This window comes from Rhodomicrobium lacus, assembly GCF_003992725.1.
In the GTDB taxonomy this organism is placed as follows: Bacteria; Pseudomonadota; Alphaproteobacteria; order Rhizobiales; family Rhodomicrobiaceae; genus Rhodomicrobium; species Rhodomicrobium lacus.
The window spans coordinates 1,566,102-1,593,080 of the sequence record NZ_RZNF01000012.1; the positions used below are offsets into that span (position 1 = coordinate 1,566,102).

The 26,979-nt window shown below is 63.0% G+C and carries 28 protein-coding genes and 1 pseudogene; 10 read left to right on the forward strand and 19 right to left on the reverse strand.

Annotated elements, in window-relative coordinates:
- Positions 1-31 precede the first annotated feature (31 nt).
- Together EK416_RS16560 and EK416_RS16565 are read right to left on the reverse strand one after the other, a co-directional pair.
- Positions 32-1,135 carry a hypothetical protein gene (locus EK416_RS16560; RefSeq protein WP_127079436.1) on the reverse strand — a complete coding sequence of 368 codons (1,104 nt, stop codon included), beginning with the start codon at positions 1,133-1,135 and terminating at the stop codon, positions 32-34.
- A gap of 2 nt (positions 1,136-1,137) precedes the next feature.
- The gene (locus tag EK416_RS16565) at positions 1,138-2,517 is read right to left on the reverse strand and encodes an APC family permease (protein WP_127079438.1); all 1,380 of its coding nucleotides are present in this window, start codon (positions 2,515-2,517) and stop codon (positions 1,138-1,140) included.
- A gap of 251 nt (positions 2,518-2,768) precedes the next feature.
- Here EK416_RS16565 and EK416_RS16570 point away from each other — a divergent pair, with 251 nt between their 5' ends.
- Positions 2,769-4,085 (forward strand): alpha/beta hydrolase, encoded by a 1,317-nt coding sequence (locus EK416_RS16570; RefSeq protein WP_127079440.1) that lies wholly within the window; start codon positions 2,769-2,771, stop codon positions 4,083-4,085.
- Between the two features lie 67 nt (positions 4,086-4,152).
- Here the strand turns inward: EK416_RS16570 and EK416_RS16575 are convergent, their stop codons facing one another.
- From EK416_RS16575 to EK416_RS16585, 3 genes are read right to left on the reverse strand one after another with little or no spacing between them, the layout of a single operon-like run.
- Positions 4,153-4,626 carry a periplasmic heavy metal sensor gene (locus EK416_RS16575; RefSeq protein WP_127079442.1) on the reverse strand — a complete coding sequence of 158 codons (474 nt, stop codon included), beginning with the start codon at positions 4,624-4,626 and terminating at the stop codon, positions 4,153-4,155.
- The gene (locus tag EK416_RS16580) at positions 4,626-5,123 is read right to left on the reverse strand and encodes a hypothetical protein (protein ID WP_127079444.1); all 498 of its coding nucleotides are present in this window, start codon (positions 5,121-5,123) and stop codon (positions 4,626-4,628) included. The genes EK416_RS16575 and EK416_RS16580 overlap by 1 nt, the downstream gene beginning before the upstream one ends.
- Entirely contained in the window at positions 5,120-5,788 is a 669-nt protein-coding gene (locus EK416_RS16585; protein ID WP_245434085.1) for an RNA polymerase sigma factor, read from the reverse strand. Before EK416_RS16585 ends, EK416_RS16580 begins: the two co-directional genes overlap by 4 nt.
- A gap of 297 nt (positions 5,789-6,085) precedes the next feature.
- On the opposite strand from EK416_RS16585, the gene EK416_RS16590 reads away from it, so the two are divergent.
- Both EK416_RS16590 and EK416_RS16595 read left to right on the forward strand, forming a co-directional pair.
- Positions 6,086-6,580, forward strand: coding sequence for a DUF4405 domain-containing protein (locus EK416_RS16590; protein ID WP_127079448.1), 495 nt, complete (start codon positions 6,086-6,088; stop codon positions 6,578-6,580).
- A 128-nt stretch (positions 6,581-6,708) separates the two neighbouring features.
- Positions 6,709-7,203 carry an HMA2 domain-containing protein gene (locus EK416_RS16595; RefSeq protein WP_245434086.1) on the forward strand — a complete coding sequence of 165 codons (495 nt, stop codon included), beginning with the start codon at positions 6,709-6,711 and terminating at the stop codon, positions 7,201-7,203.
- 142 nt (positions 7,204-7,345) lie between these two features.
- On the opposite strand, the gene EK416_RS16600 is transcribed toward EK416_RS16595, so the two are convergent.
- From EK416_RS16600 to EK416_RS16610, 3 genes are all read right to left on the reverse strand, one after another.
- Positions 7,346-7,819: a cyclic nucleotide-binding domain-containing protein gene (locus tag EK416_RS16600; protein ID WP_127079452.1), complete on the reverse strand. Its 474-nt coding sequence runs from the start codon at positions 7,817-7,819 to the stop codon at positions 7,346-7,348.
- Positions 7,820-7,924: 105 nt separating this feature from the next.
- On the reverse strand, positions 7,925-8,488 hold the full coding sequence (locus EK416_RS16605) for a cyclic nucleotide-binding domain-containing protein (RefSeq protein ID WP_127079454.1): 564 nt from the start codon (positions 8,486-8,488) through the stop codon (positions 7,925-7,927).
- Positions 8,489-8,648: 160 nt separating this feature from the next.
- A complete protein-coding gene (locus EK416_RS16610; RefSeq protein ID WP_127079456.1) occupies positions 8,649-9,335 on the reverse strand; it encodes a response regulator transcription factor in 687 nt (228 codons plus the stop codon).
- 171 nt (positions 9,336-9,506) lie between these two features.
- On the opposite strand from EK416_RS16610, the pseudogene EK416_RS18045 reads away from it, so the two are divergent.
- Positions 9,507-9,944 (forward strand): annotated as a pseudogene (locus EK416_RS18045) (L,D-transpeptidase family protein); the annotation flags it as partial.
- Between the two features lie 49 nt (positions 9,945-9,993).
- On the opposite strand, the gene EK416_RS16620 reads toward EK416_RS18045, so the two are convergent.
- The 9 genes from EK416_RS16620 to ccoN all read right to left on the reverse strand — a co-directional run bounded on the left by EK416_RS16620 (position 9,994) and on the right by ccoN (position 18,906).
- Complete coding sequence (locus EK416_RS16620; RefSeq protein ID WP_127079460.1) at positions 9,994-10,761, reverse strand: hypothetical protein; 768 nt, start codon at positions 10,759-10,761, stop codon at positions 9,994-9,996.
- Positions 10,762-10,891: 130 nt separating this feature from the next.
- Positions 10,892-11,056, reverse strand: a complete 165-nt coding sequence (ccoS, locus tag EK416_RS16625) for a cbb3-type cytochrome oxidase assembly protein CcoS (RefSeq protein ID WP_127079462.1) — start codon at positions 11,054-11,056, stop codon at positions 10,892-10,894.
- Positions 11,053-13,296 carry a heavy metal translocating P-type ATPase gene (locus tag EK416_RS16630; protein WP_127079464.1) on the reverse strand — a complete coding sequence of 748 codons (2,244 nt, stop codon included), beginning with the start codon at positions 13,294-13,296 and terminating at the stop codon, positions 11,053-11,055. Before EK416_RS16630 ends, ccoS begins: the two co-directional genes overlap by 4 nt.
- Positions 13,266-13,784 (reverse strand): FixH family protein, encoded by a 519-nt coding sequence (locus EK416_RS16635; RefSeq protein ID WP_127079466.1) that lies wholly within the window; start codon positions 13,782-13,784, stop codon positions 13,266-13,268. The genes EK416_RS16630 and EK416_RS16635 overlap by 31 nt, the downstream gene beginning before the upstream one ends.
- Entirely contained in the window at positions 13,781-15,268 is a 1,488-nt protein-coding gene (gene ccoG / locus EK416_RS16640; protein ID WP_245434087.1) for a cytochrome c oxidase accessory protein CcoG, read from the reverse strand. The genes EK416_RS16635 and ccoG overlap by 4 nt, the downstream gene beginning before the upstream one ends.
- 163 nt (positions 15,269-15,431) lie before the next feature.
- Positions 15,432-16,313: a cytochrome-c oxidase, cbb3-type subunit III gene (gene ccoP, locus EK416_RS16645; protein ID WP_127079470.1), complete on the reverse strand. Its 882-nt coding sequence runs from the start codon at positions 16,311-16,313 to the stop codon at positions 15,432-15,434.
- A complete protein-coding gene (locus EK416_RS16650; RefSeq protein WP_127079472.1) occupies positions 16,303-16,482 on the reverse strand; it encodes a cbb3-type cytochrome c oxidase subunit 3 in 180 nt (59 codons plus the stop codon). Before EK416_RS16650 ends, ccoP begins: the two co-directional genes overlap by 11 nt.
- Before the next feature lie 12 nt (positions 16,483-16,494).
- Positions 16,495-17,226, reverse strand: coding sequence for a cytochrome-c oxidase, cbb3-type subunit II (gene ccoO / locus EK416_RS16655; protein ID WP_127079474.1), 732 nt, complete (start codon positions 17,224-17,226; stop codon positions 16,495-16,497).
- Positions 17,227-17,235: 9 nt separating this feature from the next.
- Entirely contained in the window at positions 17,236-18,906 is a 1,671-nt protein-coding gene (gene ccoN, locus EK416_RS16660; RefSeq protein WP_127079476.1) for a cytochrome-c oxidase, cbb3-type subunit I, read from the reverse strand.
- A gap of 473 nt (positions 18,907-19,379) precedes the next feature.
- Here ccoN and EK416_RS16665 point away from each other — a divergent pair, with 473 nt between their 5' ends.
- The gene (locus EK416_RS16665) at positions 19,380-19,583 is read left to right on the forward strand and encodes a hypothetical protein (RefSeq protein ID WP_127079478.1); all 204 of its coding nucleotides are present in this window, start codon (positions 19,380-19,382) and stop codon (positions 19,581-19,583) included.
- A gap of 197 nt (positions 19,584-19,780) precedes the next feature.
- On the opposite strand, the gene EK416_RS16670 is transcribed toward EK416_RS16665, so the two are convergent.
- Positions 19,781-20,350: a hypothetical protein gene (locus EK416_RS16670; RefSeq protein WP_127079480.1), complete on the reverse strand. Its 570-nt coding sequence runs from the start codon at positions 20,348-20,350 to the stop codon at positions 19,781-19,783.
- 356 nt (positions 20,351-20,706) lie between these two features.
- Between EK416_RS16670 and EK416_RS16675 the strand changes: the two genes are divergently transcribed.
- The 5 genes from EK416_RS16675 to EK416_RS16690 all read left to right on the forward strand — a co-directional run bounded on the left by EK416_RS16675 (position 20,707) and on the right by EK416_RS16690 (position 26,035).
- Positions 20,707-21,843: a Re/Si-specific NAD(P)(+) transhydrogenase subunit alpha gene (locus EK416_RS16675; RefSeq protein WP_127079482.1), complete on the forward strand. Its 1,137-nt coding sequence runs from the start codon at positions 20,707-20,709 to the stop codon at positions 21,841-21,843.
- The gene (locus EK416_RS16680) at positions 21,843-22,265 is read left to right on the forward strand and encodes a proton-translocating transhydrogenase family protein (RefSeq protein ID WP_127079484.1); all 423 of its coding nucleotides are present in this window, start codon (positions 21,843-21,845) and stop codon (positions 22,263-22,265) included. Before EK416_RS16675 ends, EK416_RS16680 begins: the two co-directional genes overlap by 1 nt.
- The gene (locus EK416_RS16685) at positions 22,265-23,659 is read left to right on the forward strand and encodes an NAD(P)(+) transhydrogenase (Re/Si-specific) subunit beta (RefSeq protein ID WP_127079486.1); all 1,395 of its coding nucleotides are present in this window, start codon (positions 22,265-22,267) and stop codon (positions 23,657-23,659) included. Before EK416_RS16680 ends, EK416_RS16685 begins: the two co-directional genes overlap by 1 nt.
- Positions 23,660-23,854: 195 nt before the next feature.
- Complete coding sequence (locus EK416_RS17790; protein WP_164730073.1) at positions 23,855-24,028, forward strand: hypothetical protein; 174 nt, start codon at positions 23,855-23,857, stop codon at positions 24,026-24,028.
- Positions 24,029-24,403: 375 nt separating this feature from the next.
- Positions 24,404-26,035, forward strand: coding sequence for an SUMF1/EgtB/PvdO family nonheme iron enzyme (locus tag EK416_RS16690; protein ID WP_164730074.1), 1,632 nt, complete (start codon positions 24,404-24,406; stop codon positions 26,033-26,035).
- Positions 26,036-26,062: 27 nt separating this feature from the next.
- Here the strand turns inward: EK416_RS16690 and EK416_RS16695 are convergent, their stop codons facing one another.
- Positions 26,063-26,785, reverse strand: a complete 723-nt coding sequence (locus EK416_RS16695; protein ID WP_245434088.1) for a Crp/Fnr family transcriptional regulator — start codon at positions 26,783-26,785, stop codon at positions 26,063-26,065.
- Positions 26,786-26,979: the final 194 nt, after the last annotated feature.

Sequence of the window (26,979 nt, forward strand, 5' to 3'; positions counted from 1 at the left end):
GATTTGGGGGCGTTCCGCTGCCGCACGCCGATCAGGAGCGCGGCGGCGCCTTCACCGCCAGCAACAGGTTCGACGGCTTGCCCCAGCGATAGCCGACCGTGAAGCCGAGCGGTCCCTTGCTTTCCTTCTTGAAAAGGTCGACGAGCTTCGGCTGCTGCGCGTGGCGGAACTGCGCGATGGGCGCCAGATAGGTGCCGAACGGCTGAAGCTGCCAGTTTGCGTCGAGATACTTCACCGGGATGCCGGTGTCGTCCTGCACGAGCGCTGCCGAATGCTTCAGGAGAAAGTCGCGCACGTCGGAGAAGCCGGGATTATGCAGCAGGTAGGACGCGCTTTTGATGAAGGCGTCGCCCTGGCCGTAGCCTTCGAGAAATTTCAGGAAGCCGCTTGCCTGCACACCCTTGTTGGAAAGGTCGGTCTTGAAATAGTAGATCGTCTGCTCTTCGCCATCCGCGCCCGCGAGCACGATCTTCGCGCCCTTGGCGGCGGAGTCGATGCCCGGCTCGTCGGCCGCGTGCAGCTTGCCTTCGCGGTCGAGCGCGACAAGGCTCACATCCTTGATCTCCTTGCCGGAGCGGGCGGCGAATACATAGATGATCGGCAGCGTACCCGACAGCTTGCGGCGCGAAAGCTGATGGCCCATCTCGCTCGTGATGAAGTAGCTGTGCTTCAGGAGGTTGCCGAGCGCGGCGCGGGTGCCGTTCAGTTCGTTATTCGCCGTCCTGACGGTCAGGTCGGAAAGCTCCGGGATCGAACCCGAGGGCTCAAGCCCTGCCATGATGATGGTCTTTGCCTTGGGAAAAAACGCATTGGCGTAAAGATAGTCGGGGCCGGAGAACAGGTAATAGAGTGTCGGCTCCTGCTGCTTCACGTTATCGGAAGACCAGCCACGCACTTTCGAGAGCTGCTTGTCTTCGAGCTGTTTCCAGCTCGTGTCCATGAAAGCCTGATGTTTCTTGAACGCGGCATCCTTCGCCACGGCCTGAAGCGGCGAATTTTCCGACGGCTGGATACCGGCGAGCACGCGCGCGATATCGGTCTGCGCCTGACCGTCGGCGGCCATGAGAGCGCCGGGCAGGGCTGTCAACAATGCAATGCCGGCGAGGAAGGATCTGACGGGGAAACGGAATATCATGGTCAAGCTATTCCCTTGCTGAGAGCCGCGCTGAACTTTGCCGAAACTGCGTAGAGAAGAAGCCCCGTGATCATGAGACCGAGGCTCGCGAGCGACTGTCCGGGCCGCTCGATGAGAAGGTGGACAAGCACGAACCCCGTCACCCCGAGGAAGAAGACGGGCGTCAGAGGATAGGCCCAGGCCTTGTAGGGACGCGGCAGGTCCGGGCGGCGCACGCGCAGCACGATGACGCCCAGGACTGTCAGGAAAGAGCAGAGCGTGAGCGCGAACTGGATGAATTCGAGCACCGTCTCGAAACTCTGCGTCAACAGCAGCGCCGCCGCGACGACAAGCTGGAACACGATGGCATTGACCGGCACGCCCTTGCTCGACGTTTTAGCGAACACAGCGAGCATCGGATTGTCTTCGCCCATGGCCTGCGCCACGCGAGGCCCGATCCACGTCATGGCGCTGACCGCCGAGATCAGTCCCAGGCAGATGAGCGCGGCGACGATCTGGCCTCCCGTTTCGCCGAAGATGTGCCGCCCGGCGATCAAGCCGACTTCGATCTGGCCGGCGAGTTCGCCGATCGGCGTCGTGTAGAGGAACACGGCATTGAGGGCGACGTAGAGCGCGGTCACGATCAGCACCCCATAAAGAAGCGCGCGCGGAAGGGTCTTTTCCGGCTCCTTGATCTCGCTCGAGATGTAAGTTGCGGCATTCCAGCCCGAATAGGCATAGAGAACGAAAACGAGGCTGATGGCGAAGGGCGCGCTCGTCAAGTACCCGAAATCGGCCCCGGACGGCGCGAAGGAAATGGGCTGTGGCTCGCCCCATATGAAGCCGGCCGCGATGAAGCCGACGATGAGGCCGAGCTTGATGAAGGTCGATATGTTCTGAAGCACGCTTCCCGTCCTCACGCCCATCAGATGCACGATCGATACGGTGATCACCAGAGCGACGCCAAGCGTCAGGACCGGCGCGCCGGGGAAAACCCCCGCGAAATACTGGCCGAACGCCATGGCCGCGAGCGCAACCGGCGCGGCGAAGCCGACGGTGGCGGAAATCCATCCGGCCATGAAGCCGACGGCGGGGCGGAACGTGCGCGACAGGAAATTGTATTCGCCGCCGGAGCGCGGAAAGGCTGCTGCAAGCTCTGCATATGACAATGCACCGCAAAGTGCCACCAGGCCGCCGACGACCCACAGCATGAGCAGCGAGAAGCCTGAAGGGATGTCGCGGACCTGGAAGCCGAGGCTTGTAAAGACGCCCGTGCCGATCATGTCGGCGACTGCGAGCGCAGTTGCCGTTACAATGGATACCTTGGGCAGGTCCACCGACCCGAATTTGCCCCCGGACGAAGGCGCGCCAGTATCCTGCGCGTGAACCGATGCATCACTCATACCCTGCTCATATCAATTAAAGACGATTTCAACAATTCCACCGGGAAGGTTAACACTCCGGTAGTTGCGTCATGGCAACTTGGGCTGCGCGTTCAAGCGGATTGTACTCTAGCGGGAAAGGCATTTAGAAAGTCCTTTCGGCTAAGCTCGGGAAGCGGCCCATGATATGGTCACGATTGCGGGTTATCCCGTTCCGCACGTGTGGCGAGTGCAAGCCGCCGAATATGTTTGTTGGTAGCGTGCGAGTATCCGTGTCCGTCCTGTCGAGAGTATCCGTCGAGTTTTTTTCGAGGCTGCGTTTCCCGATTGTCGCAGCACTCTTCCTTGCGGCGGCTGGCTGCCGGTCCGAAACGGACGCCGTCGACTTCGCGAAGACCCCGGATGCGTCGGCCCTGAGCATGGAGCTTCCTCCATCGGGGTTGGCGGCGACGAGCCCCGCCGCAGGCGACCGCCTGAACCGATCCGCCAAGCAGGGCGTTCTCAAACAGCACAATCCGAAAGCCGCGACGGCCCCGTCTGCCATCGCCCTGGCCTCGGCGTCCGCCGAACAGCGGCCAGTCGAAAGGCGTGCTCCCGCCGAGATGCCTGCGATGATGGCGGTTTCGATGCCGGTCGAGGCACAGGCTCCCTCGCTTCTCGTGCCGGTCAAGATGGTGAAGAAAGGCTCGCCGATCAAAGCCGAACCGCCGCTCCTGCCGCTCAGGCAGACGCGCACGAAGCTCGTGCCCTTGCAAAACGCGCCATTTCCCTATCGCGGCGTCAATCCGATGACGGGCCACCCGTTCCTCAATGTGAACGACGGCGGCAGGCGCGGCCACGGCACGTCGAGCGGGGCGGTATACTGGGAAGACAAGACCTACAGCGATAGCCGCACCTTGCTGCACATACCCCGCGGCTTCGACCTCCGGCGCCCGGCGCTCATGGTGCTGTTCCTGCACGGGCATGGCGCCACCTTGCAGCGCGACGTGATCCAGCGGCAGCGCGTGCCGGAGCAGGTGTCCGAGGCGGGCGTCAATGCGGTGCTCGTCGCGCCGCAACTCGCGTCCGATGCGGCGGATTCGAGCGCGGGCAAGCTTTGGGAGCCCGGCGGCCTTCGCCGCTTCCTCGACGAGGCAAGCGACGAACTCGCGAAGCTGCATGGCGATCCGCGCTCCAGGGCCTATTTCGACCGCATGCCGATTGTGATCGTCGCCTATAGCGGCGGTTACGCAACGGCGGCTTCCTGCATCCGTCACGGCGGCGCGGACGAGCGCTTGCGCGGCGTGGTGCTGCTCGACGCGCTTTACGGCGAGACGGACACCTTCGCGAACTGGATTTCATCGCGCGACAAGGCATTTTTCCTCAGCGCTTACGCGTCGTCCACGCGGGCGCGCAACACGGAGCTTGCCGACATTCTGAAGGGCAAGGACGTGGCGCTGAACACCAAGCTGAAAGGTCCGCTCCGCAGCGGAAGCGTGACGTTCATCTCCACCGAACCGGGCACGGATCACCGCGACTTCGTGACGAAAGCGTGGGCGCATTATCCCATAAGGGATTTGCTGCAAAGGCTCCGCGTCGAAACGCGGTGATTCACAGGCTTCAGCTTGTCGAAGCGTAATGTCTACTTCACGGGTCGGGGCCATGTTTGGTGCCGCATTATCTGCGCGGTGGCTCGGCCCTCCAATCCGCGAGCTTTAAGCGCCCTTCGAGCGACATATCCAGCGCTGCCGAGGCAATAATATCCTCAATCACCGTCTCCAGCCGACGACGCGCGTCCCGGGCTTCCGCCATGGCCTTCCGTGTTGCGTCGCCATCATAGGGATCGGCGCGCAGAGCGAGGCGCAGCGCGTCTCGCGCCCGGTGAGCGGCGGCATGCTTCTCGTCAACCTCGCTGCCGCGCTCGGCGTACGCGGCCTTGAGGCGATCGGCATCTTGCGCCGGAAGCTGCGCCGCAAGTCTCTCGAATTGAACGGCCGGGCCACCCCTGCCGCCGTGAAAGGCCGGTTTGAGCAATGCGGTGAGCGAAAACGCCGCTGCGCAGCAGATGAAAAAGATGTTCAGGGCGAGCGACCAGAAAAGCAGTCGGCGACGCGGCCTGTTCTCTGTGGCGATGGTGTCTTGCGCGCTCATCAGAAGGTTCCAATCGCGGTTTCGGACTGAAAGATTGCGGCGATGGTGTCGGTGGTCTGTTCGTCCTGCGTGATCTTCTGTGCCCAGAAGATGCCGAGCGCGATGCCGCAGGCTGCCGCAAGCGAAAGCGCGGCAGCTCCAGGCAGAACAGGGCGTGAGAAAAGCCGGTTGCGCGCCTGGCTTTCCGGTTCGTCGCGCCGTCGCGCCGTCGCCGGCCTGATGGCGTAAGCCCCGGCTGAAGGGGGCATCTGAGCAGGGAGAGGGTCGGGCAGCGCTGCGAGAAGCCGCGCAGCGATAACCTCGCCCTCGGTTTTGGATGGCGAGGCAGCGAGACCTGCGCGGATGAGCCCGTCGAGACGGCGCGCTTCCGCCAGAGCAGCCGCCGCTTCCGCATCGCTGGCGACGAGACGCTCGGCGGCGCCTTGATCCGTGTCGGGCCACCCGGAAAGATCGCTGCCGTGACTATCGAGGAGATCCTGAAAACGGGCGCGGATCATGGGTGGCTCCCTGACGTGAGGTCATCATGTTGCGCGCGAAGCACGGCGCGCAGCGTTCGCTTGGCACGCACGAGGAGCGCTTCCACGCTTGAGACCGTCGTCTCAAGCACGGCAGCGGCCTCGGCATTGCTGAGGTCTTCGTAATAGGTCAGCACGATAGCGGCGCGCTGTCGGTCCGGCAGATCGGCAATCGCGCGCGCCATTGTGGCATCGGCTTCCTGCCTTTCGAGGTTCGCATCCGCCGAAGGCTGCGGGTCCGGTATCTCCGCCGCGTCGTCGAGCGGAGCGAAACTTCTCTGCCGCTGCCTGTTGAGGCAAAGATTGACGACCACGCGATAAAGCCACGTCTTGAAAGCGGCCTCGGCGCGCCAGCGCGGCGCATTCAGCCACACACGGAGCATCGCCTCCTGCGTGATCTCCTCGGCATCGGCGGGGTTCGCGAGCATGCGCCGCGCCAGCGCGAGCGTTCGAGCGGCATGGCGGGCAGCAAGGCGACGGAAAGCGGCCTCGTCGCCCTGCGCCACGCTTCGCATCAGGGTTTTGTCGCATGCATCGTCATAGGTATCGTCGGTCTCGACGGCGCGACGGACTTCCGCTCCGTCCGGGTGCGCATCCTTATGGGGAGGCGACACCACGAATGGCCTCGCGCGCGTTTCTTGCTTCATCCATGCAACTGCCCCGGTAGACACGCGGTCGCCTCCGCCTCGTCGCGCAAGGCCCGCATTGGCGCCTGCTTACCATCTTGGACACGGCAAGCGCAAAGATCCTGCGCAATGACCGTCCGCGCGGGCGTGGCGTACGACCGAAGGAAACAGCCGCAGAAAGCTGCGCAGGTTTTCGCGCCGCCGCCGTGTTCAAGCTTCAGGACGGCGGGCTTCTTTCCACAACTCGCCCGGTCGGATCGAATGAAGAAACCGCAAGGCGCCTCCTCGGAGGGGCAGCTTCGGCTGAAGGAACATGACATGAATGGTTTTCTCGGGCGCGTGACGACGCCTTTCACGTTTGGCCTTTTCGCGGTGTCCGCGATTTCGGGTGTGGCGTTGTTTTTTCACCTGGGCTCAAACCTTTTTCACAGCATGCATGAATGGCTGAGCCTGCTTTTGTTCGTGCCGTTTCTGTTGCATGTTTCGCGGCACTGGGGCGCGATGAAGGGCTATTTCCGGCGCGGCGCGATGGTGATTCCGCTCGTGCTCTCGCTCGCCGCCGCTGCGGCCTTCATAATTCCCGCAGCGATGAAGGGCCCGACCGGTTCGCCGCGAGCGGCCGTCATGCTGATGGTGCAGACACCGCTCGACACTCTCGCCCCCGTGCTGAAGACAACGCCCGATGCTTTGAAGGCGAGCCTCACCCAGCGCGGCTATAAAGTGGCCTCGACCGCCGAGACACTTGCGAGCGTGGCGGCTGCCTCCGGTGCGCCGGCGATCAAGCTGCTGGTCGAAGTCATTCCGTCCCGGTAATCGGCCATCGGCCGCAAGCGGTCGGTCCGGCTTGGCCTTCTGAACAGCACCGTAGCCTTGACCGGCCATACCGGCCCCGATAGCTTGTTTTAAGCCCGCATGTGATCACTTCTCTCGCAGGACCAGCCGTGCCCCGCTTCGCTCTCGCCTCCCACTGTCGTGGTCGCTTGCGTCTGCGCTCCCCGCGATGGCGCGCCAAATCAGCGCTCGATGCCCTGGTGCGGGCGGTCGGAGCGATAGAGGGCGTGGAGCGTCTCGAACCCAACCCGAGGGTGGGCAGCCTCCTGGTGTTTTACGATCCCGTTCGGTTGCCGCCTTCATCGTTGCTGGCCCGGCTTTCCCCGCTGCTCGGTGAGGAAGAGGCGTCAGCCGTGCCACAGCGCGACGGGAATGATGGCGCCAACGACGATAGCGAAACCCAAGCTCGCGACGCCAACCGCTGGGCGGTTCCCGCGGTCAGCCGGGACATCAATCGTGCCGCCAAGATCGGCATGCTGGCGACCACGGGTTTGACTGTGGCGGCGCTTGGTTTCAATCGCCGTGTGCATGCCATCGCCGGCGGCGCAGGTCTCGCCTTTCTTGCGGTGCATCTGCTGCATCATCGCCGCAAGATCTTGCGGTAAGCGGACGAGACGCGACGCGCGCGGATGGGCGAACTGCGCTTTCGGCCCTTGCATCAAAGCGTCGACGTCGCACCGCATCGCGGGCGTCCTCGAAATCGCCATCGCGTTCCATCTGCCCGAGTAGCGCGACGCGATCGAGGCGTCATGCAGCCTTTTCGGCTTTCTCGACTTCGGCAAGCCTGCTGTCCACGCGCCGGATGTCAGCCGCAAGTCCGTGCAGTCGAACGAGCAGCTTTTCGGAGATGTGCTGCGCCAGTTCGGGGTGCTGCTCCATCGTCGCGCGGAAAGCATCGCGGGAGAATGCCAGCGCCCGCAGACGCTCCTGCGCCGTCACGGTCACGCTATGAACGGTTTCCACCAGCATGCCGAGTTCGCCGACAAGCGTGCCGGGCCACAGATCCTCGACGTAAAGCTCGCCACCCTCAATGCGAGGGCAACCAGCCTTTCCGGTCATGATCAGGTAAGCGGTGCTGCCGGTCTGGCCTTCGGTAATAAGCTCGGCGCCTGCCTCGAAGAATGTCTTCTGGCCGACAGCCGCAATCGCTTCAAGAAGCTCTTCAGAAAGCCCACTGAAGAGGGGAACCTGCTGTAAAAGCTCGATTTTATGGTCGAGCATAGAACCACCCGTTTCTTTGATTCGGCCAACTCTCCTACACGTTTACAACTACCGAGGTAGAGTTTTGTTTGATTCGCCTCGGTTCGCAACGATATTAACGAAACCCTACTTCTCGCCGCCAAATCGGCGAGTGGGTTGGCGCGGGTCGCTTTTAGTGAAAGCGTCGGTTTGCGTCTCCGCTTCGACCGTCTCCGGTCCCGGCAGAGGCGCAGCACTGTCCTTCTTTTCGAGCAGCAGTTCGAAATCGCGCAGATCCTTCGCGAAAGATCGCAGTCTGAGAAGGAGATTGTCGGCCAATTGGCGCGCAATGCTCGGGTCGCGCTGCATGACGCGCGTCAGCCGGCTGCGCCGCAATGCAAGCGCGCGCACGCGTTCCGAAGCCTCGACGGTGAGCGGATAGACGGTTTCCACGAGCATCGCCATCTCGCCCACCAAAGCGCCCGCCCCGATCGGCTCACTCTGGATACCCATCCCCGGAAAGCCCGCGCAACGCACTGAGCCGGACAGAACAAGATAAGCGCAGTCTCCCGCGCCGTCTTTCCTTGTCAGAAGCTGCCCGGGCTCGAAATACACCTTCTTCCCGGCTTCCAGAATCGCGGTGAGTTGCTTCTCCCCAAGGCCTTTGAAAATCGGCAGTGCTCGAAGAAGCTCGACATTGGAATCGAGCATTGCTGAGGAACCTATCGCTTGAGTGGCCGAACTCCTTCAACCCATACGAACGGGTCCGAACATTGCGCGATTCGGTTATGCAACTCAAGGTTGTTTTTGATGCAGAAGCCCTTCGCGGTGCGGCGCGAAACAGGGGTCTTCTCTGTCGAGAAACCGCGCCTTACGGCACAAGCTTGTAGCCGCCTGCCTCGGTGATCAGCAGTTCGGCCCGCGACGGGTCTTTTTCAATCTTCTGCCGAAGGCGGTAGATGTGGGTCTCCAGCGTGTGCGTGGTGACGCCCGCATTGTAGCCCCAGACTTCATGCAGGAGCACATCGCGCGAGATGACCTTTTCGCCCGCGCGGTACAGATACTTGAGGATAGACGTTTCCTTTTCGGTCAGCCGCACCTTCGCCCCCTTCTTGTCGACGAGCAGTTTCGCCGACGGGCGGAAGGTATATTCGCCGATGGTGAACACCGCCTCCTCGCTATGCTCATGCTGGCGAAGCTGCGCGCGGATGCGGGCCAGAAGTACCGCGAAGCGGAAAGGCTTGGTGATATAGTCGTTCGCGCCGGACTCGAGGCCGAGAATCGTGTCCGAATCGGTGTCGTGCCCCGTCAGCATGATGATCGGATTTTTGAATCCGTTCTTGCGAAGGATGCGGCACGCCTCGCGGCCGTCCATATCGGGCAACCCCACGTCGAGGATCACGAGATCCGTATGCTGACCCTTGACTGCTGTGAAAGCTTGCGCGGCGCTGTGCACGACCTGCGGATTGAACTCTTCATGAAGCGCCAGTTGCTCGATCAACGACAGCGCAAGGTCTTGATCATCGTCGACAACCAGGATATTGCGCGTGTTGCTCATTTTAAACTCCGGGCGGAAGATCGCGCTGTTTGAATTAAACGACGGTACTGGCCGACGCAAAGGGTGACTTAGGTGCCTAAGGCGAATGTACAGCAAAAGCCCCGCCGGAAAACGCGAAAACGCACATTGGCGCGCGTCCTAACACTATCGGACGCCGCTACGTCGGGGATTATGACATACGGTCATTTACAGTTTTCCGTGGCGCTTGGGAAGTCTGGTATTCGCTCCACGAAGCGTGAGGGCGACGGCGCCACGCCGTTGGGCCGATGGCGGATCTTGACGGTGTATTATCGACCCGACAGACTGCGCCGGCCGCTCGCTGGAGTGCCGGTTCGCGCCAATTCGATCACCAACGGCTGGTGCGATGCGGCGACAGACCGCAACTACAACCGCAGGGTGTCGATGCCTTACCCGGCGAGCGCCGAGCGGCTTTGGCGAAACGATTCGCTTTACGATCTCGTCGCCGTGCTCGACTACAATATCGCACCCCGCTCCAAAAGGCGCGGCAGCGCCATTTTCATGCACGTTGCGCGCAAGTCGTTCGCGCCGACGGAAGGGTGCATCGCCACGACCCGTGCGCACCTTCTCCGCTTTCTCGCGGCGACGAAAGCGGGAACCGTGATCGCGGCCGGGCGAAACGCGCCGCCCCGTCCCGCGATCAGCGCGGCCGCCTCGGATTCAGGTAAAGGTCGGCTTCCTGCTTGTCGATCGCGAGCGAAATGGCGCCCTGCCGAACACCTCTCACCACGCGTCCGACATGGCGGCGTGCCGCGCCGTTGAACTTCAGCATGCCGCATATGAGTTGAAGCGTCGTCACCAGAAGCGTGGAAGGCGCGCCGTCGAGCGTCACATCCCAGCGCCCGGCCATGTGGAACACATGGCCGTTCAGATGACCGATGCGCGCGCCTGTCTGGTCATAGAGCGTGTAGTCGCCGCCGAAATTGATCCAGTCCTGCCGCAGCCTGTAAAACCGCGCTTCGCCGCCTTCGATCAGAAAGAACGAGAACTCTTCCGGCAGGCCCGGCCATTTGCGCGCCGAGCGCTCCACCTGCACAATCTGGTCGTGTCCGTCGATGTTGAGCGACCACGATGTCACCGGAAAGCCGCGCGCCCCCGTCGAGAGCTGCACGCTGCGCCCCACCAGCAGGTCGATGCTTCCGCGCCACGTCATCGACGGAGTGAAGAGCTTCAGCACGACCCGTTTCGCGCCCGGCTCCTCGGATTTCCACAGGCCCTCTCGATAGGTGATCAGGCCAGCGCGTTCGCCGCCTTCGAGCACCTCGCCGATCACATCGCTGTCCGCCGTGAATTGCCGCGACTTGGCGCGATGCCGGGAATGCACGAAAAGGCCGACCTCGACATCGTTGAGGCCGGTCCACCACATATCCACGGTGAAGTTCCTGGCTGCCGCCTTCGCCCGACCCATCCGCGTACCCCTCAGAATCACCTGCGCGAAGCTTGCGCCAATTCGGGGTTCGAGGCTGCGGGAATGCGCCGCAATCCACAGCCGCATGCACCGAGACCGGATCAGGCCGCGATCGGAACGCCCTTCCCGCTCAGACGCCCGCCTGCGGCTTCTCCGGCGGATCGTCTTCGAGCGCGCGCCACGCGGCGCCGTCGAGATCTTCATATTGGCCGGACTTCAGCGCCCATATGAACCCGCCAAGGCCAAGAGCGCCGAGAAACAGGGCGATGGGGATCAGCCACGCAAGCGAGGTCATGCCTTGATCTCCAGTTTCGCGGTACGCAGCCGAACCGCGTTCAGCGTGACGAGGATGGACGATGTCGACATTGCAATGGCTGCGACGAGCGGGTTCACGAAGCCCGCGATGGCCAGCGGCACGAACACGATATTGTAGCCGAAGGCGATGGCGAAGTTCTGGAATGACATGCGCCGCGCCTTCTTCGCCGTGGCGAGCAGTTCGACTACCGGCGAGAGCTTCGCGCCTTGAAACACAGCGTCAGAGGCCGTCTGGCTGATGTCGGCTGCGCTCGATGGCGAGGCGGAAGCGTGCGCGGCCGCGAGTGCGGGCGCGTCGTTCAGGCCGTCGCCGACCATGAGCACGCGATGCCCCTCAGCCTTCAGCTTGTCGAGACGCGCAATCTTTTCGTCGGGCTTCAGCCCCGCGCGCCAGTCCGCGATGTGCGCGGCGGAGGCTGCGGAGGCGACGGCTTCGATGCGGTCGCCGGACAAAAGCTCCACGCGATAGCCCGCGCGGGTGAGCGCATCCACGGTAACGGCGGCGTCCTCGCGAAGTTTGTCCTCGAAGCGGAAGGCCACCGGCGCCGCGCCGGGCCGCGTATACCAGAGTGATGCCGATGACGCTTGCGCGTCGTCCAAGCCGCACCAGGCGGCCGAGCCGAGCCGTTCCTCGCCGCCATCGGTCGCCCAACGCAGCCCGAAGCCCGGCTTTTCTTCCACGCCGCCTGCCGCCGACACGGCGCCGAAGCGTGCCTTTGCCGCCTGCGCCACGGCTTGCGCGTAAGGATGACGGCTTGCGGCGGCGAGCGCAGATGCGGCCTTGAGCGTTGCGTCGTCGATCGTGTCGCCGTTCGCGAGCGAAGGAATGCCCGCCGTCAGCGTGCCGGTCTTGTCAAACACGGCCACATCGGTTTCAGCGAGCCGTTCGAGGCCGTCCGGCGCCTTCAGCAGAATGCCCTTGTCGAAGAGACGCGCGGACGCCGCGACCTGAACGGCGGGCACCGCAAGCGCCAGCGCGCAGGGACAGGTGATGATGAGCACCGCAATCGCGATGGTGAGCGAGTGTTCCCAGCCCGCGCCCGCGATCATCCAGCCGATGAACGAAGCCAGCGCGAGGCTGTGCACCATCGGCGCATAGAACCGTGCGGCACGGTCCGCGAGGCGCACATAACGCCCGCGCGCCTGCTCCGCCGTCGCCATGAGCCGCCCGATCTGCGCAAGGAGCGTGTCGCTTTCGGCGGCGCGTGCCTCCATCTCCACCGGCCCGCCGAGATTGACGGAGCCAGCATAAACGACCGCGTCGACGGCTGCCGTGCGCGGCGTCGTCTCGCCCGTGATGAGGCTTTCGTCGACCGTCGTCGTGCCGCTTGCGATCACGCCATCGGCGGGGAAGCGCTCGCCCGCTGCAACCGCGATGCGCATGCCCGGCTCGACAAGCCGCGAAGGCAGCCGCTCGACGGTGCCGTCCTGCGCGATGACATGCGCCCATCGGGACTGAAGGCCGATCAGGTTTTCCGCCGCGCCGCGCGCCTTGACGCGCACCCGCTGATCGAGGTAGCGGCCGATAAGCAGGAAGAACAGCAGCGTGACGCAGGCGTCGAAATAGACCTGATCGGTGCCCCGGAACGTCTGGTAGAGGCTCATGATGGCGGACAGCCAGATCGCAAGCGAGATCGGCACGTCCATGTTCACGCGGCCGCGCTTGAGCACACCCCAGGCCGAACTGAAGAACGGCTGCCCCGCATAGGCCACCACCGGCAGCGCGATCACGGCCGAGAGCCAATGAAACAGCGCGTGCGTCGGATCGCCTGCGCCGCCTCCCTTGCCGGACCACACCGACACCGAAAGCAGCATGATGTTGGCGGCGGCGAAACCTGCCACCGCCAGCCGCGCGAGGAGGGGACGCGCGGGATTGTTCTTTTCATTGTCGACTGTTTCGGGGGCGAGTTCGGCGGCCTTGAAGCCTGCCTTATCCAGCGCGTCGACGAGGGGGGCGACCGCGCCCACGCCCGCGCCCCGGTCGAAGATTACGGTTGCCCGGCGGGCCGAAAGGTTGGCGCGGGCTGCAGCCACGCCGGGGACGCCGAGAAGCGCGGTCTCGACCTTCCGCATGCAGCCGCCGCAATGCATGTCTTCAACTGCGAGCGTGATCGTGCGGGATGCTGAAGGCGCGCGGATGTTCTCGGGCGATGAAGCCGCCTCTGGCTGCGCGTTCTTGAACTCGACGCCTAGTGCGTCTGCTGCGATGGTTCGAGCCATAGTCTTTCCTTCACGCGGTAGATTGCGGGCGTGCCGCCTGCCCACGGCTTCTCGGCGTCGAACGCCAGGATCCATTTGCCCGTGTCAACGTGCTTGATGTCCGCTTCGTAGAGTCCGGCGTCGATCTCCTTGAAAGAAGCGCCGTGGCTCTTTTCGCTCGATGCCGGGCGCTCGACATGGCCGGAGATGGCTAGCCCTGCGACGGGGGCGCCGCTCGCGTCTGTCATGGTGACGAGAAGGCGCTCGCCGCGCAGCTCGAGCTTGTGATGCCAGCCGAGAGCGGCCTGCGCCTTCGCCTCGGCCAGCGTCTGATTATAGCGCAAGCCTGCTTCGTAGCTCGCGCCGGTCGCCTCGCCCGGCTTCGTCGAGATCGCCATATAGACGAACACGGCATTCACCGAAGACATCACCCCGAAAAACCCGAGAAGTATAAGGAGGACGTGCTTGCCCTTGAGGCCGCCGCGTTCGCCCGTCGTCGCTGTGCTCATCGTCCCGGCCCCTTGAATGTCGTCTCGCGAGCGGTTTCGGTCCCGTCGTCCCTGTCACGAGCGGTAATGGTTATGGGCGTCGTCGCGCCGAGCGTGGCGGCTTTTTCCCGTGGCACGCTCACATAGACCTTGATCGAACGCAAATCGTCGGGCGCAACCGTGATAGGCGGGTTTTCGCCGTCGATGCCGACGACGTTGATCTTCGCTTCGGGCACGCTGACGGAGAGGCCGAAGCTGCGCGTTTCGCGCCGCTTGTTGAGCAGGCGTATCTCATAGCCGTTGCGGATGCTGCCGTCGCTGAGTTGCACGAAGAGCGGATTACGATCCGGCACGACGTTCATCTCGAAGATCGTCTTCTGAGACAGGCCGAACAGCATCAGCCCACCCACGAGCGCTGTCAGACCGGCGTAAAGGATCGTGCGCGGGCGGATCAGGCGGATCGGTGCGCGTTTGCCGTGCGCCTCCGCCTCAAGGTTGCGGTAGGTGTCGTAGGCGATGAGCTTGGTCGGGCGACCGACCTTGGTCATGATCTCGTCGCAGGCATCGATGCAAAGCGCGCACTGGATGCATTCGAGCTGCGCGCCGTTGCGGATGTCGATGCCCGCAGGACACGCCACCACGCATTGATTGCAGTCGATGCAGTCGCCTCGCCCTTCCCATGTGTCGCCCTTCTTGTGCGGTCCGCGCGGCTCGCCGCGAAAGCCGCGATAGGTGATGAGGAGCGAATCCGCGTCGAACATCGCGCCCTGAATGCGAGGCCACGGGCACATGTAGGTGCAGACCTGCTCCCGCGATAAGCCGCCCAGCACATAGGTCGTGGCGGTAAAGATGCCGATGAAGATATAGGCGATCGCCGGAGCCTCGAAACTCACCAGTTCCATGAACAGCGTCGGCGCATCGGCGAAATAGAAGACGAGCGCGCCGCCGGTGGCGAGGCCGATGAGAAGCCAGGATACATGCGTTCCCGCGAGCCGCCATGTCTTGTCGAGCGACCACGGCGCCTTTGCGAGCTTCATGCGCGCGTTGCGGTCGCCCTGCCAGATACGCTCCACCGCTATCATGAGATCGGTCCAGACCGTCTGCGGGCAGGCGTATCCGCACCAGACGCGCCCTGCCAGCGCCGTCACAAGAAACAACAGCAGCGCCGATATGATGAGGAGGCCCGTGACGTAATAGAATTCCTGCGCCCAGATTTCGAGGCCGAAGATGTAGAGCCGCTGATGGGCGAAATCGAGTAGCACCGCCTGATCGGGCAGCGTCGGCCCGCGGTCCCACCTTAGCCACGGCAGCAGGTAATAGATGCCGAGCGATACGGCCATGAAGATCCACTTGATGCGGCGGAACTTGCCGTGCACGAGCTTCGGAAAGATCGGCTCGCGCGCCTTGTACATGGACGTGCTCTGCGTCGGGGGGGACACCTCGGCGCGTTTCCTGCCCGGAGTCGGGCTGGCAGCAGGAGTGATGGACGTCGAGATGTCGGTCATGGTGTGCTCCAGAATAAGGGCACGGGCGTAAATCGAATCGCAGCAGCACATGGCTTGCTACCTCGCTTCAGCTCCAACCCCCGTTGGGAGAAAATGGGCAGGGCGCGCCGGGTGTTCCGGCTCGCCTCCGCCCGCGTCCCTCGCCAGCGGTCGGGGGACGGTGTTACTGCCCGCCACCGAGCGAATGCACGTAGATGGCAAGCTTCTTGATGGTCGCCGGATCGAGACGCCCCGACCATGCCGGCATGACGCCGCCGTGGCCCGTGGTGATCTGGGTCACGATGGCTTCTTTCGTGCCGCCGTAGAGCCAGATATTCGCCGTGAGGTTCGGCGCGCCGACCTCCGGGTTGCCCTTGCCGTCGTCGCCGTGGCAGGTGACGCAAGCGCCGTCGCCCTGGAAGACCGCCTTCCCGCGCTCGGCAGCCGCGCCATCATGCGGCAGGTTCGAGAGCGAGCGGACAAACTCTGCCGTATCGTCGATCTGGGAAGGCGTCAGGAGACCGTCAACCCCGAAAGCGGGCATCTGGGAAATGCGTGCCTCGGGATGTCCGCTGCGGATGCCGTACTGGATCGTCTGAAGGATCTGGTCGAACGTGCCGCCCCACAGCCAGTTGTCGTCGTTCAGGTTCGGGAACCCTGCGGCGCCCTGCGCGCCGCGCCCGTGACACGCCGCGCAATTGTCGCCGAAAGCGACCTTGCCGCCCGCCATTGCGAAATTCAGAAGCTGCGGGTTGGCCTTGATGTCGGCGAAGCTGTCCTTGACGATCGCCTCGTTCAACTTCGCCTGACTATCGCGCACGGCCTGAAGGGCTTCCGTGACGTTCGTGCGCTCGCTGTAGCCGAGAATGCCCTTGGTGTAGTCGGACACGAGCGGCCATGTCGGGTAGGCGACCCAATAGGCGAACGACCAGATGATGCAGGCGTAGAACGTCCACAGCCACCAGCGCGGCAGTGGTGTGTTGAGTTCGGCGATGCCGTCCCACTCGTGCCCCGTCGTGGCGGTCCCGGTGTGGGGGTCTACGGTTTGCTCGTGCTTATCGGCCATTGGTGCCCCCGGAGGTAAAGTCGTCTGAATCCAGCGGAATTCGGCTCGCTTCTTCGAAACTCTTCTGGTTGCCGGGCCAGAAAACGAAGGCCAGCACGGCGATGAAGAGCGCCACGAAGACAAAGAGCCCCGTCATTGCCGAGATGGATCGAACGGTTTCGTAAGTCATGTTCTTTCCTCCTCAGCGCAGGTTGGGGCCGGATGCATCGTACTTCGCGAAGTCGACGAGCGTGCCGAGCACCTGGAGGTACGCGATCAGCGCGTCGAGTTCCGTCACGTCGCCCTGCTTGGCGTCGAACTTGCGGACGACGGCCTTCGGGTAACGCGCGGCAACGGCGCCACCTTCCGGAGTGTCGGGTTTCGTCTGCGCTACGATGTCGAGCTTCGCGTTTTCGATCTGCTCGTCGGTGTAGGGCACGCCGACTGCGCGAAGCGTCTTCAGCCGTTCAGCGATGTCGTTATAGTCGAGCGTGCGTTTCCCGAGGAAGGGATAGCCCGGCATGACGCTTTCCGGCACGATCGAGCGAGGGGCGGTCATGTGCGAGACATGCCACTCGTCCGAATATTTGCCGCCGACGCGGGCGAGGTCCGGCCCCGTCCGCTTCGAGCCCCACTGGAAGGGATGGTCGTACATGCTTTCCGCCGCCAGGCTGTAGTGACCGTAGCGCTCCAGTTCGTCCTTGAGCGTGCGGATCATCTGGCTGTGGCAGGCGTAGCAGCCCTCGCGGATGTAGATGTCGCGGCCCTTGAGTTCGAGCGGCGAGTAGGGCCGCACCCCTTCCACCTTTTCGATGGTCGATTTCAGATAGAACAGGGGTGCGATCTCGACGAGGCCGCCTATGGAGACCACGAAGAGAATGCCGACGAGGAGAACGAGAGAGTATTTCTCGAACGGTGCGTGACTGAGTTTCATGTTCGCCTCCTACACGGCCGGAACGGTTTGCGGGTTGCGAAGCTCAGGCGCGGCTGCGATCCTGGGCTGGTCGGCCACGTCCACCGGTTCGTCGCCGCGGATGGTGCGGAACACATTGTAGGCCATGATGAGACCGCCGGTGAGGTACAGGAGACCGCCGGTGGCGCGGATGATGTAGTAGGGGTGCATCGCCTCGACGCTTTCAACGAACGAGTATTGCAGCACACCGAGCGAGTCCGTCGCCCGCCACATCAGGCCCTGCATGATGCCGGACACCCACATCGCGGTGATGTAAAGCAGGATGCCGATGGTCGCGACCCAGAAGTGCCACTCGACGAGCCTCTGCGAATACAGGCCCCGACGCTTCCAAAGCCACGGGACGAGGCAGTAGATCGCGCCAAAGGATACCATGCCGACCCAGCCGAGCGCGCCGGAATGCACGTGACCGACGGTCCAGTCGGTGTAGTGCGACAGCGAGTTGACGGAGCGGATGGCCATCAGCGGGCCTTCGAAAGTCGACATGCCATAGAAAGCGACCGACACGACGAGGAAACGGATCACCGGATCGGTGCGCAGCTTGTCCCACGCGCCCGACAGCGTCATCAGGCCGTTGATCATGCCGCCCCACGAGGGCATCCACAGCATGATCGAGAAGGTCATGCCGAGCGTCTGCGCCCAGTCCGGCAGCGCCGTGTAGTGGAGGTGGTGCGGACCGGCCCATATATAGAGGAAGATCAGCGACCAGAAGTGAACGATCGAAAGCTTGTAGGAATAAACGGGCCGTTCGGCACGCTTCGGCACGAAGTAATACATCATGCCGAGGAAGCCCGCGGTCAGGAAGAAGCCCACCGCGTTATGGCCGTACCACCATTGCGTCATGGCGTCCTGCACGCCGGAGAAGGCCGAATAGCTCTTCGTTCCGAGGAACGACACCGGCACCGCGAGATTGTTCACGATGTGCAGCATCGCGATGGTGACGATGAAGGCGAGGTAGAACCAGTTCGCCACGTAGATGTGCGGCTCCCGGCGTTTCATGATCGTGCCGAGGAAGACGAGCAGATACGCCACCCACACGATGGTGAGCCACAGGTCGACATACCACTCCGGTTCCGCGTATTCCTTGCCCTGCGTGATCCCGAGCACGTAGCCCGATGCCGCCATGAGCAGGAACAGCTGGTAACCCCAGAACACGAACCAGGGCAGCCAGCCGCCGAAGAGCTTCGCCTTGCAGGTCCGCTGAACCACGTACATCGAGGTGGCAAGCAGCGCGTTGCCGCCGAAAGCGAAAATCACCGCGGAGGTGTGAACCGGGCGCAGGCGGCCGAAGTTCGTCCAGGGCAGGTCGAAGTTCAGCGCCGGGAAGGCGAGCTGCCAGGCGATCATGTCGCCGAGCATGAAACCCGCCACGCCCCAGAACACCGTCGCGATCGTTGCCGCCTTGATGACGTTGTCGGCATAGAAGTCGGCCGGTTGGCTCGCCGCGCCTGAAAAGGCCTTGCCCGCCAGGAAGACGGTTCCGGCCAGAGCAAAAAGCGCGAAGACGACGGCATGAAACTGCATCACGCTGTCGGGCGAGAAAAGGGCTATAAAGACGCCGAGGGCTAACCCTCCGAGAGTGAGGACGAGCGCTCCCCAATCGAGAAGCGCTTCGCCTCCTGTTTTAGTGCTCGCAACTTCCATGATGTTCTCCCCGTCAGCCGACGAATGCGGGCCTACGTTTGCGATCTTTGCGAGAATTCCTACGCTGCCGCTTGGCAGCCTTGATTTCGATCAATTCCGGGGTGGCCTATCACACATCCATCATGAAGTTGCAGGATTGAAAGGGTTTTATCGCCTTCACTTTTCCGAGAGGCGAAGCCTTTGCAGACCATCAAGGCGCGGCTCCGATCGCTAATCATCTCGATGCCGGCCAAGGCGCGGGTTTCGTCCGGGGCATCCCTGGCTGAAACGAGGCTGAAATGACAATTGTGCACGACCCGAAAATCGGCGGCGAGATGTGGGACGACTTGTGACGGTGGTCTTTGAAGGAGTCGGTGACGCCCGAAGGTGATCGTCAGATTAATGCGGCTGCAATCTAAGATTGTGCTTGAGGAAATGTGAACGCACGAGTAGACTTTTGCGCAGGGAATTGGATCCGTTTTGCGTCAGTCGCCATGTCTCATTCGCTCTTGCGTGTTTCCGCCGATGTCGACTCAGAGTTCGACGCGTATCTTCGTGCCGCCTATATGGACGAGCGAGTCGCGATGATGGTTCAGAAAATCGGCTACATCGCTGCCTGCATCGACCTGTTCCACTGGAGGCACGTCATCGATCAGGCACTCAGGGAGGTCGAGGCGGAGCGTGCGACATCGCAGTGAAGCGCGCCGCAGCAAGGGAATTTGAGTTCTCCCGGACCCAGGATTAGCCTTTGCCGCTTTCCGCTGGCCAGCGCGCGGCGTGATCTTGTCGAACCGGGCATGCTCTTGCCGGGCGTAGCTTGAGACTCAAGCTCGCCGGATCGCCGCAGGGACGGAGATCGCGGCTTTGCGATCTCCTGATATGGCGCCGCATTGGCTTATTTGGCTTCGAGGATCCTCGGGCATTCCTTCGAGACGAAACGGTTGATCTCGCGCACGAGATCCTTTTCGAACAGGCCAAAATTCTGTTCGAGCGTCGCGGCAGTCCAGACCACGCCCTTGATAAGGGTCGCGCCCTGGATGTCGTTGATGTGAAGCGCCGCGCTCGTTGTCGCTCCGTCCTTGAACTTCAGCTCGGGCGCAAGTGTGGCGCTGATAGGATATTTGCTTTCGCCGATCTCGCAGGACACGGCCTGCTTCTCGACCTTCAGCTCGTGTTCCGGCTTCGTGAGCGATGCGACGATGTCGGCGCGCTTCACGCTGACTTTCGCGCTGCACTTCGCCGAGCCTTGGCCCCAGGAGAGCTTCTTCTGTTCGGCGCCCTTCTGGATTTCTTCTTTCTGCCACGTCTTGGTCACGTCGCAGGTTACATCCGGCCCGTTCGCGTCCTTCGAGACGATGATCGAACACAAGTCTTTCGCGCATTGCGAAAGCTTGGCCTTTTCGCTTTCGTCTTCCGCCGACGCCGCTCCAGCGAGCGCCATGGAAAGACCGAGCGGAATCATCACGCGGACAATTCTCGCACTCCAACCGAATTTCGACATACGCAATAAAACTCCCCCGGGTTTCGCGGGCTTCGCCGCGCCGCGATGCTAGCCATTTGGGCAATGGCGCGCTCATTTAGCATGGCGCATACAGAGTTCAACACTTGGCGGTCGCAGAAACTTGTGTAAATGTTCGGCTAACAAAAAGGGGTCCGGCGATGAAGGGGGAGCGAACGGAAGCGGTTGAAACCGTGGACATGTCGGCCTGGATCGTCGCCGGCAAAGCCAAAATCAATCTGTCAAAAGTCAGGTGCGGACGTCGCCATGCCGCTGCGGTGCGGCGACTGTCCTAATCGAAGCCCCAACGTTCCAATAGGCTCATGATCACAATCTCCGTAACCCGGGAGGGAGAGGGCGAAACGCGGGTCGCCTTGTCTCCTGAAACGACGAAAAAATTCAAAGGTCTCGGCGCGCGCGTCGTGTTTCAGGCGGGCGCCGGCGACCGTTCATTCCTGCCGGACCGGCTGTTTGCCGAGGCAGGCGCGGACATCGTCGAAAGCGCTTCGGAAGCTGTGCGCGAAGCCGACGTTCTCCTCAAGGTCGGCCGCCCGTCGGCGGAGGAACTCGCCGCGCTGAAGCCCGGCGCTCTCGTCGTCGCCATGCTCGACCCGTTCGGCGCCCGCGACGAGCTTGATGCACTCGCGGCGAAGGGCGTGTCCGCTTTTGCGATGGAGTTCATCCCCCGCATCACGCGCGCGCAGTCGATGGACGTGCTTTCGTCGCAGTCGAACCTCGCGGGCTACAAGGCCGTGATTGACGCGGCGGCGCAGTTCGGCCGCGCCTTCCCGATGATGATGACGGCGGCGGGCACCGTTCCGGCCGCGCGCGTCTTCGTCATGGGCGCGGGTGTGGCCGGCCTCCAGGCCATCGCCACTGCGCGCCGCTTGGGCGCGGTGATCTCGGCGACCGACGTTCGCCCCGCCGCGAAGGAGCAGGTGGCGAGCCTCGCCGCGAAGTTCATCGCGGTCGAGGACGAAGAGTTCAAGGCGGCTGAAACCGCGGGCGGCTACGCCAAGGAAATGTCGGACGAATACAAGAAGAAGCAGGCGGCGCTGATCGCAAGCCACATCGCGGCGCAGGACGTGGTCATCACGACCGCGCTCATTCCGGGGCGCCCCGCGCCGCGCCTCGTCACGCGCGAAATGGTCGAAAGCATGAAGCCCGGTTCGGTGATCGTGGACCTCGCGGCGGAACGCGGCGGCAATGTGGAAGGCACAGTGCCCGGCCAGATCGTCGAGCATGCGGGCGTCACCATCATGGGCCAGACGAACCTCGCGGGGCAGGTGCCGGGCAACGCCTCGGCGCTCTACGCGCGCAACCTCTATGCCTTCCTCGAACCGCTGGTCGACAAAAAGGAAGGCAAGCTGGCCATCAAATGGGACGACGAAATCATCGCGGGCACGCTGATCGCCAGGGACGGCCAGATCGTGCATCCGCGCCTCAAGGGAGGTGCCTGATGAAAACGAAGCTTTACCCGGCGCTCGCGGGGCTTTGCCTTGCGGCGCTGACGATGCTCGCGCCCGGCGCGGCATGGGCCGCCTCAGAGGGCAGCCACGGCGTTTCGCCCTTCGTCTACGAGTTCTCGATCTTCGTGATGGCGATCTTCGTCGGCTATTACGTGGTGTGGAGCGTGACGCCCGCACTGCATACGCCGCTGATGTCGGTCACGAACGCGATTTCCTCCGTGATCGTGGTCGGCGCGCTGCTCGCGGTCGGCGTCGAGGCGGCGGACGTGATCTCTACCGGCGGCACCTTCTGGGCCAAGCTGTTCGGCTTCCTCGCGCTCGTGATGGCCTCGGTGAACATCTTCGGCGGCTTCCTCGTCACGAGCCGCATGCTCGCCATGTACAAGAAAAAAGAAAAGAAGGGTGAGCGTTGATGAACCCGAATTTGGTTGCCCTTCTTTATCTCGCCTCCGGCGTGCTGTTCATCCTTGCGCTGCGTGGTCTTTCCTCGCCCGAAACCTCGCGGCAAGGCAACAGCTTCGGCATGATCGGCATGGCCATAGCCATTGCCACCACGCTCGGCGTCGCCCATCCTGAAACGACCGAAAGCTGGGCGCTGATCGCGGGCGGCATCGCACTCGGCGGCGGCATCGGCGCAATCGCCGCGCGTCGCATCGCCATGACCGCCATGCCGCAGCTCGTCGCCGCGTTCCACAGTCTCGTCGGCCTCGCCGCCGTGTTCGTGGCCGCCGCCGCGCTTTACGCGCCGGAAGCCTTCGGCATAGGCACGCCCGGCGCGGTCTATGCGCAGAGCCTCATCGAAATGTCGCTCGGCGTCGCCATCGGCGCGATCACCTTCTCGGGTTCGCTCATCGCGTTTGCCAAGCTCAACGGCAACATGTCGGGCAAGCCGATCCTCCTGCCCGCGCGCCACCTCATCAACCTCGCGCTTGCGGTGGGCATCATCGTCATGATCGTGCTCTTCGTGCAGACGCAGGACGTGAAGCTCTTCTGGGCCATCGCGGTGGCGTCCTTCGTGTTCGGCATACTCCTGATCGTCCCCATCGGCGGCGCGGACATGCCGGTCGTCGTCTCGATGCTGAACTCCTACTCAGGCTGGGCGGCGGCAGGCATCGGCTTCACGCTGTCGAACACCGCACTCATCATTACGGGCGCGCTGGTCGGCTCGTCGGGCGCGATCCTGTCCTACATCATGTGCAAGGGCATGAACCGCTCGTTCATTTCGGTGATCCTCGGCGGCTTCGGCGGCGAAACCTCGGCGGCGGGCGGAACGCAGGAACAGCGCCCTGTGAAGCAGGGGTCGGCGGACGATGCGGGCTTCATCCTCAAGAACTCGTCGAAGGTCATCATCGTGCCGGGTTACGGCATGGCGGTCGCGCAGGCGCAGCATGCGCTTCGCGAGATGGCGGACAAGCTGAAGGAGGCCGGCGTCGAGGTTAAGTATGCGATCCACCCTGTCGCGGGCCGCATGCCGGGCCACATGAACGTGCTGCTCGCTGAAGCGAACGTACCGTACGACGAGGTTTTCGAGCTGGAGGACATCAACTCGGAATTCGCGCAGGCGGATGTCGCCTTCGTCATCGGCGCGAACGACGTGACGAACCCTGCGGCGAAGGAAGATCCCTCGTCGCCGATCTTCGGCATGCCGGTTCTCGAAGTGTGGAAGGCGGGCACGGTGATGTTCATCAAACGGTCATTGTCTTCCGGCTATGCAGGCATCGACAACACGCTGTTCTACCGCGACAACACGATGATGCTCTTCGGCGACGCCAAGAAGATGACGGAAGAAATCGTCAAGGCGATCTGAACGGGAAAACGGGGCGCGGCGCTCATGCCGCGCTTCGCCGCAAGCGGGAACAGGCTGCGTCATCCGTCGATCCGGGATCAGCGGTGCACACGGATGATTTGTGGCGTCATGCCCCTTGTAAACAGGGGGCGCTTTCTTTAGCTTTCGGCTGGTATTCCTACGTTCTGCCTGCCGTAGAAAACTTGGGGGACTACAATGAAACTCAGCTATTTGGTTTGGCTCGTCGGCGTAATCGTGGCCGTGATCATCGCTCTTGCCACGTTCAACATTTACACGGTGCCCGTTGTTTACGACTGGCTGAACCAGTTCGGCACCACGAAAGCGCTGCTGATTGCGATCGCGCTGATCGCCGTTTCCAAGCTGTTCTAGCCTCTCTTCCGGCGGGCAAGACGCATCGTTTTGCCGCGAAGCCGGGCGGGATTCGAGAAGGTCCGGTCTCGCTTGCCATGCGGGCGTCGGCAATATTTGCATTCGAGGTCGGCATGGTGACGTCGTGCCGACCTTCATTTGCTTCGCGGGCAAGTGGATCGGCCGGACCATTCGCGCAAGATGACCTGAAGCAAGAGGTTGAGGGGCACGACTTTGAATTTCGGTCGGAAACTGACCCCATGAATTCCCCTCATACGGCCCCGGGGTTGCCGCAAATGCGCCCCATCAATGCCTTAGACGGCGTCCTACTTTTAACAGCGCGCTGGGTGCCCGAAGGCGTGCAAAATCATAATGTGGCGGTCAGGCAATCACGCCATGCACGGTGAGCCCGATTATTACAGCATTCTCGGCGTTGCGAGAAACGCGACCGACGTCGAAATCCGTCGGGCCTTCCGGGCGCTCGCCAAGAAATATCACCCCGATAGCCTGCAGGCGTCCGGCGTGGAATCCGATCTCGATTTCAGCCGCTTCACGGAAGCCTACGAAACGCTGAAAGATCCCGAGCGTCGCGCGGCCTATGACGAACAATTGTCGCAACGCCGGCAGCTGGCCGGCTTTGGCGCGCGCATGAAACCGGACGCCTTCTTCAAGGGCGTCGCGGCGGGGGGCGTGGTGGCGGGCGTGATTGTCGGCAGCTTTTTCTTTCTGGGCGGGAAGCAGGACGCTCCGAAATCACAGGATTCGCTCAGCATTGCGTCAGCCAAGACCGACAGGCCCATGCGAGAAGCCGTGACGCAGGGCGAGCGGCGCGCCGAGCAGGCGCCCGTCCAGCAGGCAGATCAGGCGACACCGGACAAGGCGAAGGCCGACGCGCCACAGGCCGCGTCTTCCGATACCGTGCAGCCGGTACCGCCCACACGGGAGACAGCGGTTTCCATACCGTCCGCGCCGACGGAAACGGTCAAAACACGGCAAACGGCCTCCCTGGAAAAGCCCGTCGCAGAGGGAAGACCCGATTCGCAGCCACGTCCGGACTTCAAGTCCGGCACCGGCCTGGCGACCGAGCCTGCCGCGGAGCCGCACGGCGTATCCGCGCCCGATCAACCCGCGCCGCCTCCCTCGGAGAGGTTGAAAACCGCCGCGAAGAAAACGTCGCCGTCCTCCGCGCTCGCGCTGGAGGTTGCGACCGGTTCTCCGGCGCGCGAAGTCATACAGCCGTTCGAGCCAGGCAACGGCCGGCGAGAAAGTTTCTCCGATTGCGCTCATTGCCCCGAAATGGTCGTGATCCCGGCGGGACAGGCTGTCGTGGGAGCGCGTCCGGAAAGTGCGGGTTATCGGCCCGAGGAAGCGCCGGCTCATCGCGTCGTGTTGAAGAAGCCGCTCGCGATATCGAAGCGCGTGATCTCGGCCGGAAACTGGCGCGCTTGCGTTGACGCCGGCGTGTGCCGCCTCACCTTGTCGTCGTTGCTCGCGGTGGGACCGACCGTTCCGGCGACGCGCCTTACCTGGTTCGACGCCAAGGGCTACGTGGACTGGCTCAGCCAGTCCACGGGGCGGCGCTATCGCCTCCTCAGCGAAGCGGAATGGGAGTATGCGCTGCGTGCAACGTCGGATCGCGACGGCTCCGAACAATCGGAGAAGGCGACGCGCGCACCTTTCGATCCGATGGCGGAATTCAGCGGCGGCGGCCCGTTCGGCCGCATGCGCTATGAGCGGTCGAGCGTGACGAGCGCAAATGCGTGGGGGCTCTACACCGGCAGCGTCTTCGAGTGGGTTGAGGATTGCTGGCACCCGAGCTACGACCGCGCGCCCGGCGACGGCACGGCGTGGCTCTCGGCTTCCGGCGGAGACTGCGCCTATCGCGTCGTGCGCGGGGCGACACGGGGAGACGCGGCCCGGTTCTCGGCCCGCGCGCGGGAATTCGCCGACATTGGAGCGCCGATGCTCGGCTTTCGTGTGGCCCGCGAAATCACGCTGCCGGCGAGAACAGCGCTGGGCGAGCCTTAAGGGCGCAAATTCAGCCCGCTTTCGCTTTCAGTCTCGCGCCAGAGCGCTTCGCCGTCCTTTCTGAGCGAAGAGTCTGGCTGGTGCTGGAGAACCGCCGCCCAAATCATAGGCGGCTTCCTGGAGACGCGCGAGATCGGGGATCAGGATTTCGCGATAGTTCACCAGCTCGATGATGCCTTTCGTCTTGAGCCGGGTGATCTGGCGGCTCACCGTCTCGATGGTGAGGCCCAGACAATCGGAAATCTCGGCGCGCGACAGCGGCAGAACGAAATGAACCTCCTCAAGCCTTTCAGCGCGGGAGCATTCCATGTTGGGTACGCGCTTTGCAATCATCAGCAGAAAGCTCGCCACGCGCTCCTCTGCCTTCTTCCGCGCAAGCAAGAGCATCCATTCCTGACAGGCGTCGAGTTCGGTGAGCGTGTACTGGAACAGCCTGTGCTCAAGGCCGGGGTGCTCGGCGAGCAGGTGCTCGAAGCCTGCCGTCGGAAAAACGCAAAGCTCCACGTCGGTTGCGGCTTCCGCGAAGTAGGGATTTTCGGGGCGGAAAGCTCGTCCGAGAAAGTCTGACGCGAACAACAGGCCGATGATGTGCTGCCTGCCGTCATCCAGAGTCTTCGTCAGCTTGACCACGCCGGAAACGATGTTCGCAAAGACGCTCCGTGTCTGCCCTTCGCCGAGGATCATCTGGCCGGCTGGCACCATCCGGGTGCGGGCTATGCGGTTCAGGCTCAGAATTTCGGTCGCGCTCAACGCGTCGCATATGGACCGATGCCTGATTGCGCACGTTGTGCAGCGGCTTGCGTGGTCGACGGACAGACACATTTCCAAGCAGATGACCGGCCCTCGTGAGGGCTCCCTACGAAAAGCGGTTCTCGGGAACCATTTTATCCCTGTGAGACTGATGGGGAAGAACTTTGACCTGTGTCAAATGAGAAAAATGGCCG